At 39.0% G+C, this 15419-nt stretch carries 21 protein-coding genes; 13 read left to right on the top strand and 8 right to left on the bottom strand.

All coding sequences use genetic code 11. From position 1 onward, the window contains the following. Positions 1-104: 104 nt before the first annotated feature. The gene (gene bshB2 / locus ACIQ2D_RS07345; protein ID WP_402861658.1) at positions 105-794 is read right to left on the bottom strand and encodes a bacillithiol biosynthesis deacetylase BshB2; all 690 of its coding nucleotides are present in this window, start codon (positions 792-794) and stop codon (positions 105-107) included. Between the two features lie 13 nt (positions 795-807). After that, positions 808-1158 (bottom strand): YojF family protein, encoded by a 351-nt coding sequence (locus ACIQ2D_RS07340; protein ID WP_053585203.1) that lies wholly within the window; start codon positions 1156-1158, stop codon positions 808-810. Between the two features lie 295 nt (positions 1159-1453). Here ACIQ2D_RS07340 and exaC point away from each other — a divergent pair, with 295 nt between their 5' ends. Both exaC and ACIQ2D_RS07330 read left to right on the top strand, forming a co-directional pair. Continuing rightward, positions 1454-2974, top strand: coding sequence for an acetaldehyde dehydrogenase ExaC (gene exaC / locus ACIQ2D_RS07335; protein WP_402861654.1), 1521 nt, complete (start codon positions 1454-1456; stop codon positions 2972-2974). 21 nt (positions 2975-2995) lie between these two features. Further along, positions 2996-3358 (top strand): DUF779 domain-containing protein, encoded by a 363-nt coding sequence (locus ACIQ2D_RS07330; RefSeq protein ID WP_402861651.1) that lies wholly within the window; start codon positions 2996-2998, stop codon positions 3356-3358. A 142-nt stretch (positions 3359-3500) separates the two neighbouring features. Here ACIQ2D_RS07330 and ACIQ2D_RS07325 read toward each other — a convergent pair whose 3' ends face one another. Continuing rightward, positions 3501-3779 carry a hypothetical protein gene (locus ACIQ2D_RS07325; RefSeq protein WP_402861648.1) on the bottom strand — a complete coding sequence of 93 codons (279 nt, stop codon included), beginning with the start codon at positions 3777-3779 and terminating at the stop codon, positions 3501-3503. Positions 3780-3952: 173 nt separating this feature from the next. On the opposite strand from ACIQ2D_RS07325, the gene ACIQ2D_RS07320 reads away from it, so the two are divergent. Beyond that, the gene (locus tag ACIQ2D_RS07320) at positions 3953-4501 is read left to right on the top strand and encodes an acyl-CoA thioesterase (protein ID WP_402861645.1); all 549 of its coding nucleotides are present in this window, start codon (positions 3953-3955) and stop codon (positions 4499-4501) included. A gap of 171 nt (positions 4502-4672) precedes the next feature. On the opposite strand, the gene thiD is transcribed toward ACIQ2D_RS07320, so the two are convergent. Beyond that, complete coding sequence (gene thiD / locus ACIQ2D_RS07315) at positions 4673-5503, bottom strand: bifunctional hydroxymethylpyrimidine kinase/phosphomethylpyrimidine kinase (RefSeq protein WP_402861642.1); 831 nt, start codon at positions 5501-5503, stop codon at positions 4673-4675. Between the two features lie 179 nt (positions 5504-5682). Between thiD and ACIQ2D_RS07310 the strand changes: the two genes are divergently transcribed. The 5 genes from ACIQ2D_RS07310 to ACIQ2D_RS07290 all read left to right on the top strand — a co-directional run bounded on the left by ACIQ2D_RS07310 (position 5683) and on the right by ACIQ2D_RS07290 (position 8697). Further along, positions 5683-6369 (top strand): uracil-DNA glycosylase, encoded by a 687-nt coding sequence (locus tag ACIQ2D_RS07310; RefSeq protein ID WP_402861639.1) that lies wholly within the window; start codon positions 5683-5685, stop codon positions 6367-6369. 76 nt (positions 6370-6445) lie between these two features. After that, positions 6446-6625: a uracil-DNA glycosylase gene (locus ACIQ2D_RS07305; RefSeq protein WP_402861636.1), complete on the top strand. Its 180-nt coding sequence runs from the start codon at positions 6446-6448 to the stop codon at positions 6623-6625. Beyond that, positions 6622-6888: a YwdI family protein gene (locus tag ACIQ2D_RS07300; RefSeq protein WP_402861634.1), complete on the top strand. Its 267-nt coding sequence runs from the start codon at positions 6622-6624 to the stop codon at positions 6886-6888. Before ACIQ2D_RS07305 ends, ACIQ2D_RS07300 begins: the two co-directional genes overlap by 4 nt. Positions 6889-6916: 28 nt before the next feature. Next, positions 6917-7297, top strand: coding sequence for a DUF423 domain-containing protein (locus ACIQ2D_RS07295; protein ID WP_402861631.1), 381 nt, complete (start codon positions 6917-6919; stop codon positions 7295-7297). Positions 7298-7518: 221 nt separating this feature from the next. Further along, a complete protein-coding gene (locus ACIQ2D_RS07290) occupies positions 7519-8697 on the top strand; it encodes a M20 family metallopeptidase (RefSeq protein WP_402861628.1) in 1179 nt (392 codons plus the stop codon). Positions 8698-8735: 38 nt separating this feature from the next. Here the strand turns inward: ACIQ2D_RS07290 and gerQ are convergent, their stop codons facing one another. Both gerQ and ACIQ2D_RS07280 read right to left on the bottom strand, forming a co-directional pair. Beyond that, positions 8736-9074, bottom strand: coding sequence for a spore coat protein GerQ (gerQ, locus tag ACIQ2D_RS07285; protein ID WP_402861626.1), 339 nt, complete (start codon positions 9072-9074; stop codon positions 8736-8738). 19 nt (positions 9075-9093) lie between these two features. After that, on the bottom strand, positions 9094-9519 hold the full coding sequence (locus ACIQ2D_RS07280; RefSeq protein ID WP_402861623.1) for a cell wall hydrolase: 426 nt from the start codon (positions 9517-9519) through the stop codon (positions 9094-9096). 245 nt (positions 9520-9764) lie between these two features. On the opposite strand from ACIQ2D_RS07280, the gene ACIQ2D_RS07275 reads away from it, so the two are divergent. Both ACIQ2D_RS07275 and ACIQ2D_RS07270 read left to right on the top strand, forming a co-directional pair. Continuing rightward, positions 9765-9935, top strand: a complete 171-nt coding sequence (locus ACIQ2D_RS07275; protein WP_402861620.1) for a hypothetical protein — start codon at positions 9765-9767, stop codon at positions 9933-9935. A gap of 310 nt (positions 9936-10245) precedes the next feature. Then, positions 10246-10428 (top strand): hypothetical protein, encoded by a 183-nt coding sequence (locus tag ACIQ2D_RS07270; protein ID WP_402861617.1) that lies wholly within the window; start codon positions 10246-10248, stop codon positions 10426-10428. 46 nt (positions 10429-10474) lie between these two features. Here the strand turns inward: ACIQ2D_RS07270 and hemQ are convergent, their stop codons facing one another. Next, positions 10475-11224, bottom strand: coding sequence for a hydrogen peroxide-dependent heme synthase (hemQ, locus tag ACIQ2D_RS07265; RefSeq protein WP_402861614.1), 750 nt, complete (start codon positions 11222-11224; stop codon positions 10475-10477). A gap of 153 nt (positions 11225-11377) precedes the next feature. On the opposite strand from hemQ, the gene lipL reads away from it, so the two are divergent. Further along, positions 11378-12208 carry an octanoyl-[GcvH]:protein N-octanoyltransferase gene (lipL, locus tag ACIQ2D_RS07260; RefSeq protein WP_402861612.1) on the top strand — a complete coding sequence of 277 codons (831 nt, stop codon included), beginning with the start codon at positions 11378-11380 and terminating at the stop codon, positions 12206-12208. Between the two features lie 172 nt (positions 12209-12380). Here the strand turns inward: lipL and ACIQ2D_RS07255 are convergent, their stop codons facing one another. Next, the gene (locus ACIQ2D_RS07255; protein ID WP_402861609.1) at positions 12381-13028 is read right to left on the bottom strand and encodes an RsfA family transcriptional regulator; all 648 of its coding nucleotides are present in this window, start codon (positions 13026-13028) and stop codon (positions 12381-12383) included. Between the two features lie 235 nt (positions 13029-13263). Here ACIQ2D_RS07255 and ACIQ2D_RS07250 point away from each other — a divergent pair, with 235 nt between their 5' ends. Both ACIQ2D_RS07250 and ACIQ2D_RS07245 read left to right on the top strand, forming a co-directional pair. Beyond that, positions 13264-13491 carry a YuzB family protein gene (locus ACIQ2D_RS07250; protein ID WP_008179127.1) on the top strand — a complete coding sequence of 76 codons (228 nt, stop codon included), beginning with the start codon at positions 13264-13266 and terminating at the stop codon, positions 13489-13491. 162 nt (positions 13492-13653) lie between these two features. Beyond that, positions 13654-14958, top strand: a complete 1305-nt coding sequence (locus ACIQ2D_RS07245; protein ID WP_402861606.1) for an HD domain-containing protein — start codon at positions 13654-13656, stop codon at positions 14956-14958. Positions 14959-15419 lie beyond the last annotated feature (461 nt).

The raw sequence follows: 15419 nt of genomic DNA, 5'->3' as shown, positions 1-15419 counted from the left end.
CAAACAAAATTAAACAGCCAGTCTCCGGTAAAATACCGTAAACTGGCTGTACAATAAGGTGTTTTCTTATTGTCTCAAAAAAGACAGGCAGTGCCTGCTTAGGTTTATTTCTTATATTGATCAGGGTCAATGATATAAAACTTTTCAACATTGAGCCAACTTTCGCTCATAGGCTCGCCGTCGTCGATTCGTTTTTCTGTTTCTTGCATCATCCAAGCAGTTTGCGAAGCATGTGCTTTTAGTGCGTTTATTTTATCCACTTTTGTTTCGCTTACATCGATTTGCACATGTGGTTCACCATTTTTTTCGATTGTGTCATTGGCGAACGCGCAGCCTAAAATTTGTGGGCGTGCTGCTTTTGGCATACGACGCACAGCTTCGACGACCGCACGTGCTGTTGCTTCATGGTCTGGATGCACAGCAAAGCCAGGTAGGAATGTGAAAATCAGAGAAGGCATTAACTCTTCTATTAAGCTCTCAACAAGCTTCACCATTTTTTCATCATCTTCAAATTCAATTGTTTTATCACGGAGGCCAAGCATACGTAAATCTTGAATACCCATTGCCTCAACGGCTGCTATTAATTCTTTGCGACGAATTTCGGGCAATGACTCGCGTGTTGCAAATGGTGGGTTTCCTAAATTACGACCCATTTCACCTAATGTCAAGCAGGCATATGTAACAGGTGTATTCATTTTCTTTGTATAATAGGCAATCGTCCCGGCAACTGAAAAAGCTTCATCATCTGGGTGCGGGTAAACAATTAAAATATGACGTTGTGGTTGTAAATCCATGTCGTAGTCCCCCTTAATAGGTAAATGGCGTTTCACTAATTTCTAGTGCAATTGCCAACTTTCCAGAATAGTCTAATCCAGCCATCAGTAAACGGCCTTTGTCATCTAACTCATAGTGTGTAATGCCTTGCGCATAAACCCAACCATGCTCCATTTTTAAACCAACACGGTGTGGTGAATCACTGACAACCTTTGCTAGCTCATAATTAATTTTCGCATTGCGAATAAAGGCACCGGCATTAAAAAATTTTTCATCATAGTGTGCTGCATAAGAACCGTTTGTCGTCTCAAGATGGATATAAACGTCTTTGTTGGCGAAAGAATTAAGTAAATTCTGTAGCGCTGAAACTTGTACTTCTTGCATCTTAACACTCCTCTCACGATCATTTCTCTTATAAGTATAGTCAAAAAAGATGTTGAAGGGAAATTGAATGCCCTTATTCTGACAAACTAATAAAAAATTTTGATGTGAAGGGATACTATTATTATTTACTGTAAGATAATAATTATAAAATTATCAAACTATTTTTTTTAGTCAATTTACTTGTAAAAATTATGGTAGTGTAGCATTATAAAGCTTGTGAAGATAAGTTTGAACAAAATGTGTCGGTATATTTTGTATGCGTTTTCACAATAAAAACAGCGGGGAGATTTATACTATGATCTATGCAAATCCTAATACACCAGGAGCGATAGTAAATTTCAAGGAGAAATATGATAACTTTATTGGTGGCGAATGGATCGCTCCAGTAAAAGGCCAATATTTTGAGAATAAAACACCTGTAACAGGACAAGTATTCACAAAAGCGGCTCGTTCAACTAGTGAAGATATTGAGCTAGCACTTGATGCAGCACATGCAGCAAAAGACGCATGGGGTAAAACTTCTGCAGCAGAACGTGCAGCTATTTTAAATAAAATTGCTGACCGTATTGAAGAAAACTTAGAAATGATCGCGGTCGCTGAAACATGGGACAACGGTAAGGCAGTACGTGAAACATTAAACGCTGATATTCCTTTAGCAGTAGATCACTTCCGTTACTTCGCAGGTGTCATTCGTGCACAAGAAGGACGTACATCACAATTAGATAACGATACAGTAGCTTACCATTTCCAAGAGCCACTAGGCGTTGTAGGTCAAATTATTCCTTGGAACTTCCCGATTTTAATGGCAGCTTGGAAGATAGCTCCAGCATTGGCAGCGGGTAACTGTATCGTCATGAAACCAGCTGAGCAAACACCGGTTTCTTTACTAGTATTAATTGAAACAATCCAAGATATTTTACCCAAAGGTGTTTTAAACATCGTAAATGGCTTCGGTATTGAAGTTGGTAAAGCGCTTGCAACAAATAAACGCATCGCAAAAATTGCCTTCACAGGTTCAACTGCAGTAGGTCGCCAAATTATGCAATACGCAACAGAAAACATTATTCCAGTAACATTAGAACTTGGTGGTAAATCACCAAACGTGTTCTTTGAAGACGTAATGGCTGCTGATGATGAATATTTAGATAAAGCAATTGAAGGTTTTGTAATGTTCGCATTAAACTCAGGTGAAATTTGCACTTGTCCTTCACGTGCACTTATTCATGAATCGATTTATGATCAATTCATCGAACGCGCATTAGAACGCGTAGAAGCAATTAAAATTGGTAACCCATTAGATACAGAAGTTATGATGGGTGCTCAAGCTTCAGAGCAACAAAAACAAAAAATCATGTCTTACTTACAATTAGGTAAAGAAGAAGGCGCTGAATGTCTAATCGGCGGAGAAGAAAATATTCTTGAAGGAGACCTAGCTGGTGGTAACTACATTAAACCTACAGTTTTCAAAGGTCACAATAAAATGCGTATCTTCCAAGAAGAAATCTTTGGTCCAGTACTGGGTGTAACAACATTCAAAGACTTCGATGAGGCAATTGAAATCGCAAATGATACAGAATACGGTTTAGGTGCTGGTGTTTGGTCACGTTCTGGAGACACTGCTTACCGTGCTGGTCGTGCTATCCAAGCTGGTCGTGTATGGACAAATACATATCACCAATATCCTGCTGGTGCTGCATTTGGTGGCTTTAAGCTTTCAGGAATTGGCCGTGAAAATCATGCAATGATGCTAGATCACTACCAACAAACTAAATGTTTATTAGTTAGCTATAAAAAAGAGGCACAAGGTTTCTTCTAAGTCGAAAGGGAGGGTAACAGCATGGTAGAACGCGTGATTGCAACAACAGCGGCTTTGGAATTGATAGAGCTTATTAAGAGCAGACATGGCGCTATCATGTTTTATCAATCTGGCGGCTGCTGTGATGGTACTGTACCGATGTGCTATATAGAAGGCGATTTTAAGCTTGGCGACAACGATATCCATCTTGGTGCAATAGGGGACGTTCCTTTTTATATACACAGAGCACAATATGAGTATTTCAAACATACGCAATTGATTATTGATGCGCTGGCGGGCAGAGGTGCAAGCTTTTCTTTAGATAGTGTGGAGGAAATGCACTTCATCACGAAATCTAAAGTTTTCTCAGCAGAAGAGTATGAAGAAGTAAAAACACTTTTTTAATACGATTCAAAAAAGCCACGATTCTCTTTGATGACGAGAGAATCGTGGCTTTTGATCGTTGACGTTTCATTTTTAGCGCAGACAAGGATATGCGTCATTCTCTTATGAGCACCCCGTTTTTTGTTGTATGTATCTTTTTTCGTTAACGATTGAGTTTACGCTCGATGGAATCTAAGCGATTGTTGACATGTTGTAATTGCTTATACATTTGTCTATACTGTCTGTTTTGATCGTTTGATTTCTCATTTTCTATTTGTATGGCTTCTTCCTCTTCCTCTAAAGACAAAATTGTAGCGAGAGTAGATAAGGAATAACCGAGTGTTAATATTATAGAAGCTAAAACTTCAACTTTGGAAGCAGATAGCGCTGTAGACTCTAGATTTGAATCCTCGAGTGCTTCACCTGAATGGTTTTTTTTCACAATGACCCCCCCCATCTATGGCTAATATATGATAGGTGAAGCGCTAAGGTATCTTGTCCGAAATATTGCGCGTTTTATAAATTCACAACATTCGAACAATAAAATTGATTTTTCTAGAAAAATATAGCATTATAATAGAAATAAAGATTGTGCTGTTATAAGGGGGAAATGCTGTGGAGAAAAAGTTTAAGTATTGTAAGGAATCGAGAGTCATGCGTACAAGTCGCATTTTTCCAAACGATGTTAACAATCATAATACGCTTTTTGGTGGTCGTTTAATGAGTGATATCGATCAAGTAGCCTCGATTTCTGCTGCCAAACATAGTCGGCGAGACTGTGTCACAGCTTCAACAGATTCCGTCGATTTTTTGAATCCAATTCGTCCGACAGACTCTGTGTATTTCGAGTCTTATGTCACATGGACAGGCACATCGTCGATGGAAGTGTTTGTGAAGGTTATTTCAGAAAATCTGAAAACAGGCGAAAGAAAAGTTTCGGCGACGGCGTTATTAACCTTTGTAGCATTAGATGAAAATAATCGACCATGTGCAGTTCCACAAGTCGTTCCTGAGACAGTGGAAGAATCGAAATTACATGAGACGGCACCAGAGCGTGCGAGGATACGTGCCGACCGTAAAAAAGAAAGTAAAGCACTGGCAACTTTCATTTCCATGAACGACCCATGGGATTATCGCCTCGAACTAATGGAAAATTATTTTTAAAAAGGCGTCTGACAATCATGAATTTTGATTGTCAGACGCCTTTTTTAATTCAATTGAGTTTATCCGTTGTGGAAGTAGAGCGACTTGAGCCCAAAGTTGAGCGCCCCGTAACCAAACCTGAGCCACCTATTTATTTATTAAATATCTCAACCCATATCTTCAGAATAACTCTTAGATTTCAGTTACTGTCACTTCTGGTGCACCGAAGCGTGATTTTGCACCATGCATTACAGGGCCAACGTAGTCATTTAATGCCCAGCCGTTTGCAATGGCAGCTGATACGAATTCTTTTGCTTCGATGACAGCTTCTTTAACTGTTAAGCCATTTGCAAGGTTTGCTGTAACAGAAGCGGCAAATGTACATCCTGCACCGTGATTATACGTAGATGCAACTTTATCAGATTCTAATAAGTAGAATGTTTCACCGTCAAAGAATAAGTCTGTTGCTTTTTCAGTGGCAAGAGCTTTGCCTCCTTTAATGACAACTGCTTTTGCACCTAGTTCATGAATTTTACGAGCTGCAGCTTTCATTTCGTCAATTGTTTTTGGTGTCCCTGTACCTGCTAATTGACCTGCTTCGAAAAGGTTGGGTGTCGTTACTGCTGCAAGTGGTAATAAATGCGTCACCATGGCGTCTGTGTTGCCAGGGTTTAGAACTTCGTCATCACCTTTACAGATCATGACAGGGTCGATTACAACATTTGTTGTGCCTGATTTAGCAATAGCATCACCAGCAATGCGGATAATTTCTTCTGTTGAAAGCATACCAGTTTTCACTGCATCAATGCCTGTTGAAAGGGCAGTATCAATTTGTTTTTGTAAAAGTTCTGTTGGTAGTGGTGTTACACTATGTGACCAGCCGTTTGGATCCATTGTTACGACTACAGTTAATGCAACCATACCGTACGTGCCATGCTCTTGGAATGTTTTAAGGTCGGCTTGCATACCTGCGCCGCCAGATGTATCTGAACCAGCAATTGTTAATGTCTTTTTAAGAGCCATGAGAAAAATCTCCTTTAGGATGATAGAATTTTTTGAAATTATTATCTAGTATAGTCTGATTCTGATTCTATAAAAATAGCCAGAAACCAACATTTTTATAAGGTCAGTTTGGGAAGACCCTTGAATTCAGTTGTAAATTTTTGTACCTTTGTAAGGAGAGAAAGGGGCTTAAAGTTTTAATGAAACAAATTTTCCCGAATGATTGGCAAACGATACTTGCTGATGAATTAGAAAAACCATATTATCATGCACTAAGTCAATTTGTGGCGCATGAATTTTCTACTCAAACGATTTATCCTCCTATAGATGAGGTGATGAATGCTTTTTATAGGACAGCTTACGATGATGTGAAAGTTGTCATCTTAGGACAGGATCCTTATCATGGTCCGAATCAGGCGCATGGCTTAAGTTTTTCAGTAAAGCCAGGTGTTCCACATCCACCGAGCTTGCGTAATATGCTAAAGGAATTGCAAGATGATATAGGTTGTCCAACTCCACAGCACGGCACCTTAACAAAATGGGCGGAGCAAGGTGTGTTGTTATTGAACACGGTATTAACAGTACGAGCCGGTCAGGCGAATTCTCATAAAGAACAAGGATGGGAGCAATTTACGGATGCCGTAATTGAAAAGATTGCAGCAAGACAACAGCCAGTAATATTTGTTTTGTGGGGCAAGCCTGCACAACGGAAAAAGCAGCTTATTTTAAAGCACTCCCAGCAGCATGTGATTTTGGAAGCGCCTCATCCGAGTCCTTTAAGTGCATATCGTGGATTTTTCGGAAGTAAACCATATTCAAAGATCAATGCACAATTAGAGGCTTGGGGAGAACAACCAATTGATTGGTGTTTATCTTCATTTATATAGTAGACTGCCACAAATCGTTTACTTTTAAGTGCCTAGAAATCGTGTTACAGTGATACATGAAAGTGAGGGAGCAACTATGCGAATTGATTGCTTCAGATGCAAGAATTTTAAAGTAACGTGGGATCCACAAAATCCACGTGGCTGTGCAGCTTATGGCTTCAAAACGAAACAGCTTCCATCCGTCGTTGTGAAGCAATCCTCTGGTATGGATTGCATGAAATTTGTATCGAAAGCAGAAAGCGAGGGCAAGCGATGATTTCCTATCAAGCGGTATTACAACAACTTGAAAAACAATTAGATGAAGCGAAAAAAGCACCAAGTGAACAACAAATAAGAGAATCTTTAACGGCTGTTCGAGCATTGTGTGACGTTGTGCTGGCACAACCAACAAAAGGTTCAAAAACACAGCCTAAACATATTCCACAAATGTTGACGCAAAGTCCAACACAACAAATGGTATACACAGCAAAATTGGATGAGGAAGACGGAGCAAACGGCGATTCGCTTTTTGACTTCTAACTATAAATAAAGGGTAGGGATGGACAAGATGAAAAGATTTATCATAACGGGTGCACTGCATGGTTTTTTAGCAGTGGCATTCGGAGCATTCGGTGCTCATGCATTAGAAGGTATTTTAGATGATTACGGCCAAGACATTTGGAACAAAGCGGTACAATACCAAATGCTTCATGCAACAGGCTTACTTGTGATTGGACTATTAATGAGTAATAAGATACTAGGAGAAGTTAAGCAATTAAACGTTGCTGGTATTGTCTTCAATCTAGGCATTGTGTTTTTCTCAGGAAGCTTATATGTACTTGCACTTAGTGGTATTGGAGTGCTTGGCGCCATTACCCCAATCGGTGGTGTCCTATTTTTAACTGGCTGGGTATGCATTATACTAGCAGCTATGAAACATGCAAGATAATAATAGATTTCCTCTTTCGTACAAACGTGCGGAGGAGGTTTTTTTATAACAGGGGCTTTCCTAAAAGAAAAGATAGTATGCTGTCTTTTTTACCTATATAGAAAGGCATTTGTTCTGCTTAAAGAGACTTATTGGACAGCCTCACATTGTTTTTCTATGGATTTATAAGGTACACTTTAATTACCAGAAGAGTTCGAAAAAACGAAAGAAGGCATGTACATATGGAAAAATTAATTGCATTACTCGATGGAAATTATGAAGAAATGGTAGTGATTCGCCGTCACTTACATGAACATCCTGAAATCTCGTTTGAAGAAGTTGAAACGCCTGCCTATATAGCAGCCTTTCATCAAGCATTGGGGCATGAAGTACGTGAACAGGTTGGTGGACGTGGTGTCGTAGCAACACTACGAGGAGCAAAGCCAGGAAAAACTGTGGCGCTACGTGCAGATTTTGATGCACTTGCCATTCAGGAAGAAAATGATGTACCGTACAAATCAAAAGTAGCCGGCAAGATGCATGCATGTGGACATGATGGACATACCGCAATATTACTTGGACTGGCGAAGGCCCTAAACGCGATGAAAGATGAGCTTGCGGGCACAGTGGTGTTCATTCATCAGCATGCAGAGGAAATTGCGCCAGGTGGAGCGAAGCCAATGATCGAGGATGGCTGTCTAGATGGTGTAGATGTTATTTTTGGTACACATTTATGGGCACCAACGCCACTTGGTGAAATTTTAGTACGTGACGGTGCAATAATGGCGGCCGCTGATAAAGTCGATATTGTGCTACAAGGAAAAGGAGGGCATGGTGCTGAGCCTCATCATTCAATTGATGCGGTTGTCCTGGCATCTCAATTTGTCATGAATGCACAACAACTTGTAGCACGTCGTATTGATCCTTTGAAATCTGCGGTACTGACAATCGGACATTTCGAGGCCATTAATCCATTCAATGTCATTGCAGAACGTGTCGTATTAACGGGAACTGTCCGAACATTTGAGGATCAGGTCCGTACGCAGATGGAAAGAGAACTAGAGGCCGTATTAAACGCCACGTGTCTAGCTTTTGGTGCAACCTATAAATATCGATACACAAGAGGTTATCCACCTGTGTACAACCATGTAATGGAAACAGAATTTGTGGCACAGCTTGCAGTAGACGTCCCGGGTGTTGAAAGTGTCACTACATGCCCACCATTTATGATTGGTGAAGACTTTGCCTATTATTTAGAAAAAGTGCCGGGTACATTTTTCTTCACTGGAGCTAAAAATCCAGAATGGGAAACAGCATATCCACATCATCATGCACGCTTTGATTTTGATGAGCGAGCAATGTTGATTGCCGCAAAAACGTTAGGAAAAGCGACGTTGCAATATTTACTAGAAAACAATTAAAAAATCAGCGAGATATTTAACTCTCGCTGATTTTTTTGTTACGTACCTTGATTGAAGTAATTCATTTCTTCATCGTATTCAGCGAAATCAAAGTAAATCATCGGGAATAAGAAGCGGTGATTGGATTTAGTTTCACGCAAAATAACATGATCTCGGCCAGCAGCCTCGACAACACCACGTACTATCTTTGTATTTTTACCTGGTTCGATTGCATGTTCGAAAGAAAAGTGGAAAGTACCTGGTTTTCCTCGATTTAGACGCAAAATGTTTTCAATGTAGGATTCCTCACGTCCGGGTGGCCGTCCGCCGCTTGGAATTGTGACAGGTGGTGGTGTCATTTGCTGCTGGGTTGTCGGTGTCCAATAGTAAGGCATCATAGTATCAACCTTCTTTCAGTTAAATTTGAGGGCAATCCTCTTCGGATGGCGAGAAAAAGCAGTGCGATTTGTAACGACCTGAATTCCATTGACCGTACCATTGTGCAGGACAGTCTCCCGCTGGTCTGAAAAACCAAAGTGAGCGAGTAGCTGGATGAAAACGTTCACCCTGAATGGTTCTTTTAGCTAACCGAATATCTTGCTCACGTGCACGCTGATAAAAATAACTTTTTGTCGTTGCCTCAAAACCCCCAGGACTCTGATAAACCATATCCTCAATTGTTCGAATGTCTGTAAAATCCAGACAATCTGCTCTTACACGATTGACACCAACGTTGCCGACCATAAGCATGCCTAGTTCGCCTTCTCCTTCTGCTTCAGAGCGCATTAATCGAGCGAGCAAAGCTGTTTGGGCATCATTCGTTTTTATAACAGCGATTTTCATACCTCCTCGCAGACAGTATATGCAGTACAGTACCGTAGACATGTTTATTTTTATAGAGAAAGTACATTCACGTTTTGGGTGGAGCAAGCATATAGTGAAAATAATGGGCTTTTTGAGGCGTACAAAGGTGTTTTTTATACTTAATATTCTTCTTTTGAAAGGAGTGTAAATATAGTTAAAGAAAATTTTATAGGTGATAGTTGGATTGATTGCATGTCTATTCAATAGCATGAGAGGTGATAATCATGAAAATCAGTATTTGGATGGTAATTTTATTGAGTGCAATTGTTGCGTTTATAGTAGGTGGATTGCATGGTCAGCCGCTGCATTGGTATCTTTTTATTTTAATTGTCGTCGTAGGTTTCTTCATTCATATAATAATTTTAATTTTAAAAGTAAAGGACGAACGTTCATGAATAACAAGGTATAGGTAAACATCATTGGCTGTATCGATGATGTTTACCTCTTTTTTATGTATTTTATGGTTCATCGCCAGAAGTTGGGATGACATTTGATTAAAGAGAGTATTGATTATAGAATGCTTGTTAATTTCCGTTGCCCCCGGAAAGCGTTCATTCGGAACGGAAATCGACCTCAAGATATGGTGATGAGCCATTTTTATTATAAATAATGCAAATGCATCCTTCTATATAAGTATACAGATGTTTTATTGACACATACTATAACGGAAAAACAATTGTGGTACTTAGATGAAGGAGTGTTACGATGAGTATTTTTGGTATGATTGTAGCGATTCTCGCAAGTGCATTCATGGCCTTTGGAATAGCAGATTACTACGACCAACCACATAACTGGTATTTATTTTTGTTGATGGTGCTGACTGGATTTTTTATTCATATAGTCATTCTTATATTAAAAACAGGAAACGATGAGGAAGAGGAAGCCTGAATATAAAAAGCGCGAGTCCATTTGTTGGATTCGCGCTTTTATAGCATTATACCGTTAAGAATTTCACTAATTTTTCGTTATCTAGTAGATTACCTACGAAGAATGCACCGAACTCACCATAGCGAGCAGATACTTCGTCGAAACGCATTTCATATACTAGCTTTTTAAATTGTAAAACATCATCTGCGAATAGCGTTACGCCCCATTCGTGATCATCGAAACCAACAGATCCTGTGATAATTTGTTTTACTTTACCTGCGTAGCCGCGACCAATCATACCATGTGAACGCATTAAACCTTTACGTTCTTCCATAGGTAGCATATACCAGTTGTCATTACCTTGACGGCGCTTGTCCATTGGGTAGAAGCACACATACTTAGAACGTGGAAGTTCTGGGTAAAGGCGTGCGCGTACATGTGGATTTTGGTATGGATCTTCGTTTGAATCGCCAGCTAGATAGTTTGAAAGCTCTACAACAGATACATAAGAATATGTAGGAATTGTAAAATCAGCAATAGCTAATTTGTTGAACTCAGCCTCAAGCTCTTGAAGTTCGTCCATTGTTTCACGTAGTGTCATAATCATAAAGTCAGCTTTTTGACCTACGATTGCATAAAAAGCGTGTGCGCCTGTTTTCGCCACATCTGCTTCATTTAATTTGTCTAAATATGTGATAAATTCTTCAACCGCTGCTTGACGTTCTTCTGCAGAAACTAGTTTCCAAGAAGCCCAATCCATTGAGCGGAATTCATGTAAAGCGTACCAACCATCTAACGTAATCGCTGCTTCATTCATAATTCAATACACTCCTCCTAAATGAAAATCATTCACAGTAAGTTTATCATAGTTTGTGCGAAAACAATAAGTTCGTGGTAGCGATTTCATGAATTTGACACTTCGAGTAGATGCGGTATGCTAAAAGTGAGAGAAGTAAAGGAGTACGACTAGATGAAAAATAGTTTACAACAACCAATCTGGCGTTTTTACGACCAATCAATTAGCGCGAAAAAAAGCTCTCCACTTGAGTCATTTGCGGTGGATGATACACTTTGTCAATTAGTAGGTCAACTGGAATCTCCACCAACAGTACGTACGTGGGTTCATAATGCTTCTGTGGTACTGGGTATACAAGATCACCGTTTACCACATGTGCAACAGGGGATGAAATTACTGCAAGAAAAAGGCTATCATCCAATCGTCAGGAATTCAGGTGGTTTAGCAGTTGTTCTTGATGAAGGTGTGTTGAATATATCGGTTGTGTTATCAGAGCAAACGGAAGCACTGAGCATTAATGCTGGCTATGATGTTATGGTCGCTTTAGTGAAGTCACTGTTTCCAGAAGTAGCTGGAAAAATTGAAGCATATGAAATTGTTGGCTCTTATTGTCCGGGCTCATATGATCTAAGTATCGATGGCAAAAAGTTTGCAGGTATTTCGCAACGTCGGTTGCGCCAAGGCGTCGCCGTTCAAATATACTTATGTATTGAAGGAAGCGGTGCAAAACGCGCAGAGCTTATCCGAGATTTTTACGAGGAAAGCTTGCAAAATGAGGAAACAAAATTTGTGTATCCTCAAATTGTGCCAGAGGTAATGGCATCCCTAAGTGAACTGGTAGACTCACAACTTACTGTGGAGGCAGTTGTCATTCGATTGCAGCAAGTGTTATACAATTTTTCGGATGAAGTACGAGCTGAGCCTCTTCATGATGAAGAACTAGAATTATATGCTTTTTATCTACAGCGAATTTTCGAGCGGAACAAAAAAATGTTAGCTTTGTAATTTAAAAGGCTCATCACCAAAAGGTAGGGTTGACATTTTAAATAAAGCGTTTGTTGATTGGAGCGAGCGTAGCGAGTGAAGCGGCTTACCGGACGCCCCCAGGAAAGCACGCTGGCGGAACGGAAATCAACCCCTAGTTATGGTGAAGAGTCAATAAAAAAAGGCGATGCTGCTAACTAAGCACATCGCCATTTTCTTGTTGGAAAGCAGGACTGCTCGCAACAAGGTTTCCGTTTTTCTCCATTTTAAATACAGGTGCAACTCGTTCTTCCTCTTCATCTAGTGTCACAAGACGTCTAGCGCGGTTCATAATTTGGACAAACTGCTCGTAGTCTTTACGAATCGCTCTATTTTCCTCTTCTAGTTGTGCAATTGTTTTCTCTAGTTTTTTATTTTTCTCAGATGTAACATGCACGAGTTGGCGCCATTTTGTAGACTCATTATTTAACTCACCAGAATGCTGTAAACGTAGTAAATAGGCTATAACAATATCAAGTGATAACGCAGAAAGAGGAATCGATTTGCCCTCTGTATCTGCACTTACTGTAAACATATTAGAAGAACGGCGTCTTGCTGGTGCTCCTAAAACTCGCATTCTTTCTTTTCTTTCTTTTTTCGCCTCAGCTAACTGTTCCTCATAAACCTTACGCACAACGGCATTCCAGCGAAAACCACATGCTGCAGCAGTACGATTAAGTGCATCACCTGCTTCTTCAAATGCATTTAACTGTGTACTACCTTCTGTAACGTGACGAATTACCGCATCTGCTAATAGTTCATCGTTTTCTTCTAACCAAGCATCTTGTCTTACTTTACTCATCATATTATCCTCCCACCTTCATTGAACTTTCTTTATGTATTTCTATCATGACCAATCTTTTAACCTTTTATTCATCTATGTTTAAGGAATTATGCTTGAATGCAAGGTGAAAAGTGCGATACAATACCCGTTGTAGGTTTGTACGTATTCTGCATACTTAACTATGTGAATGTAATACGCACATTAGATAATGTTTGTACGAGAAAAATACTATATAGAAAGGGTTGTTGACAAAATGGCAAACGAATTTAAAGTTTGCGATGAATGTCAGGCCGTTAACTTAAAAACGTTAATTCCAAAATTAAAGGAAATCGATCCTGATGCAACCATCGAAATTGGCTGTCACTCTTATTGTGGCCCAGGTCGTAAAAAAACATTTACCTTTGTAAATAGTAGACCTGTCGCAGCACTAACTGAGGAAGAGCTTATGGAAAAAGTTTTAACAAAATTAAAAAATAAATGATAAAAAACTATCTTCACTATGTTGAAGGTAGTTTTTTGTGTCTAGATGAAATTTTGCGTGCAATATTACTAAAAAGGTTGATTTTCCTTGAAAACCGTGTAAAGTGCCTGTTTATTTCATATAATAGAAGAAATACAGGAAAAGAAATGGGGTGCTGTGCAAATGACACATTATGCAGAAGCAAAATTACAAGAGGAAAAAGTGTTTAAAGATCCTGTTCACCGCTATGTCCATGTACGAGATCAGGCAATTTGGGACTTAGTTGGTACACGAGAATTTCAACGATTACGCAGAATTCGGCAGCTAGGCACGACCTTTTTAGTGTTTCATGGGGCAGAGCATAGCCGTTTTAATCACTCGCTTGGCGTCTATGAAATTATACGCCGTATTGTCGATGATATTTTTGTAGGTCGTCCAGAATGGGATGAAAGCGAAAGACTACTAGTGCTTTGTGCAGCACTTTTACATGATTTAGGACACGGGCCATTTTCGCATGCATTTGAAAATGTTTTTGAACTCGATCATGAATACTATACGAGACAAATCCTTCTTGGTGATACAGAAGTGAATGCGGTGCTGAGAAAAGTGTCACCAGATTTCCCAGAGAAAGTATCCCAAGTTATTGAAAAAACCTATCCAAATAAGCTTGTGGTTAGCTTAATTTCGAGTCAAATAGATGCCGATCGTATGGATTATTTACAACGAGATGCGTATTTTACAGGGGTTAGCTACGGACATTTTGATATGGAGCGTATTTTACGCGTTATGCGTCCACGGGAAAACCAAGTGGTCATTAAATCGACTGGGATGCATGCGGTGGAAGATTATATTATGAGTCGTTATCAAATGTATTTGCAAGTTTACTTCCATCCAGTATCGCGCAGTGCGGAAGTAGTTTTGAATAATATATTAAAACGTGCGAAGCAATTAAATCTGGAAGGCTATAAGTTTAAGCATGAACCGACTCATTTTAAAGCATTTTTTAAAAATGAGATTACGCTTGAAGATTATCTATCATTGGATGAAAGTATACTTTTTACATATTTCCAATTTTGGATGAAGGAAGACGATGCGATTTTAAGTGATTTAAGTCGTCGGTTTGTGAATCGTAAACTCTTTCAATATATCGACTTGGATCCAATTGTTGAATTGGATAGATATCAAAAGTTACAAGCATTATTTAGACAAGCTGGTTTGAATCCAGAATATTATTTAGTTCATGATACGACAGCTGACTTACCTTATGATTTTTATCGACCGGGTGAGGAAAATGTGCGTGTTCCGATTTTCCTCGAAATGAAAAATGGAGAGTTGCATGAATTATCGACGGAATCCATTATTGTCGATTCTATTTCAGGAAAAATGAAGCGCGACCATAAAATCTACTTTCCTATGGATTTCCTTGAGGATACAAGCACCCATTTAGATGTGAAAAAGAAAATATGTAAGTTATTACAAGGGAATTAACAGTGTTATGCACCATATGTGTGCATAACACTTTTTTTATTTTATAGGTAAGTAGGTTTTACATTTTATCAGAACGGTTATAGAGACTAAATTGACTGCACATATGCGAATTGGACAGAAGGGAATTCAGCTCGAGTGTTCACAATAAATAATGTTTAATTATTGCTATTTATATAGTTATAATTCTTGTTTTTTATAAATGGTAATTTTTTTGAAAATATTTACCGTTAATACTATTGAGGGTGTGAAAACTGTCGATAAAACTATAAAATACATTTTTAGAATTTTAAGGTTAATACACTTAATTTTATAGTAAAACTGTGTGTTATTAAAATCCATGATGACGATGGTTTTAGAAAAGTTGTTCAGAAAATGTTTAGTTTAAATCTTTATAATGGAGAGAAAACTTGAAAGGGGGTGGGGCTAATTATCATCGACCCAACAACATTAAATCAGAATAC

Source organism: Lysinibacillus sp. NPDC097287 (assembly GCF_044761695.1).
Classification (GTDB): Bacteria; Bacillota; Bacilli; order Bacillales_A; family Planococcaceae; genus Lysinibacillus.
Note: the sequence above shows the minus strand (reverse complement) of the source record. Positions and strands in the feature narration are given on the sequence as shown.

What these genes read in the sequence shown, in the direction of transcription:
- ACIQ2D_RS07305 (WP_402861636.1), top strand. Translation starts at nt 6,446, where the DNA reads ATGCGAATTGATTGCTTCAGATGCAAGAATTTTAAAGTAACGTGGGAT.
- ACIQ2D_RS07300 (WP_402861634.1), top strand. Translation starts at nt 6,622, where the DNA reads ATGATTTCCTATCAAGCGGTATTACAACAACTTGAAAAACAATTAGAT.
- ACIQ2D_RS07330 (WP_402861651.1), top strand. Translation starts at nt 2,996, where the DNA reads ATGGTAGAACGCGTGATTGCAACAACAGCGGCTTTGGAATTGATAGAG.
- lipL (WP_402861612.1), top strand. Translation starts at nt 11,378, where the DNA reads ATGAAAAATAGTTTACAACAACCAATCTGGCGTTTTTACGACCAATCA.
- ACIQ2D_RS07310 (WP_402861639.1), top strand. Translation starts at nt 5,683, where the DNA reads ATGAAACAAATTTTCCCGAATGATTGGCAAACGATACTTGCTGATGAA.
- hemQ (WP_402861614.1), bottom strand. Translation starts at nt 11,224, where the DNA reads ATGAATGAAGCAGCGATTACGTTAGATGGTTGGTACGCTTTACATGAA.
- ACIQ2D_RS07245 (WP_402861606.1), top strand. Translation starts at nt 13,654, where the DNA reads ATGACACATTATGCAGAAGCAAAATTACAAGAGGAAAAAGTGTTTAAA.
- thiD (WP_402861642.1), bottom strand. Translation starts at nt 5,503, where the DNA reads ATGGCTCTTAAAAAGACATTAACAATTGCTGGTTCAGATACATCTGGC.
- ACIQ2D_RS07255 (WP_402861609.1), bottom strand. Translation starts at nt 13,028, where the DNA reads ATGAGTAAAGTAAGACAAGATGCTTGGTTAGAAGAAAACGATGAACTA.
- ACIQ2D_RS07290 (WP_402861628.1), top strand. Translation starts at nt 7,519, where the DNA reads ATGGAAAAATTAATTGCATTACTCGATGGAAATTATGAAGAAATGGTA.
- ACIQ2D_RS07280 (WP_402861623.1), bottom strand. Translation starts at nt 9,519, where the DNA reads ATGAAAATCGCTGTTATAAAAACGAATGATGCCCAAACAGCTTTGCTC.
- ACIQ2D_RS07250 (WP_008179127.1), top strand. Translation starts at nt 13,264, where the DNA reads ATGGCAAACGAATTTAAAGTTTGCGATGAATGTCAGGCCGTTAACTTA.
- ACIQ2D_RS07275 (WP_402861620.1), top strand. Translation starts at nt 9,765, where the DNA reads ATGAAAATCAGTATTTGGATGGTAATTTTATTGAGTGCAATTGTTGCG.
- gerQ (WP_402861626.1), bottom strand. Translation starts at nt 9,074, where the DNA reads ATGATGCCTTACTATTGGACACCGACAACCCAGCAGCAAATGACACCA.
- exaC (WP_402861654.1), top strand. Translation starts at nt 1,454, where the DNA reads ATGATCTATGCAAATCCTAATACACCAGGAGCGATAGTAAATTTCAAG.
- ACIQ2D_RS07340 (WP_053585203.1), bottom strand. Translation starts at nt 1,158, where the DNA reads ATGCAAGAAGTACAAGTTTCAGCGCTACAGAATTTACTTAATTCTTTC.
- ACIQ2D_RS07270 (WP_402861617.1), top strand. Translation starts at nt 10,246, where the DNA reads ATGAGTATTTTTGGTATGATTGTAGCGATTCTCGCAAGTGCATTCATG.
- bshB2 (WP_402861658.1), bottom strand. Translation starts at nt 794, where the DNA reads ATGGATTTACAACCACAACGTCATATTTTAATTGTTTACCCGCACCCA.
- ACIQ2D_RS07295 (WP_402861631.1), top strand. Translation starts at nt 6,917, where the DNA reads ATGAAAAGATTTATCATAACGGGTGCACTGCATGGTTTTTTAGCAGTG.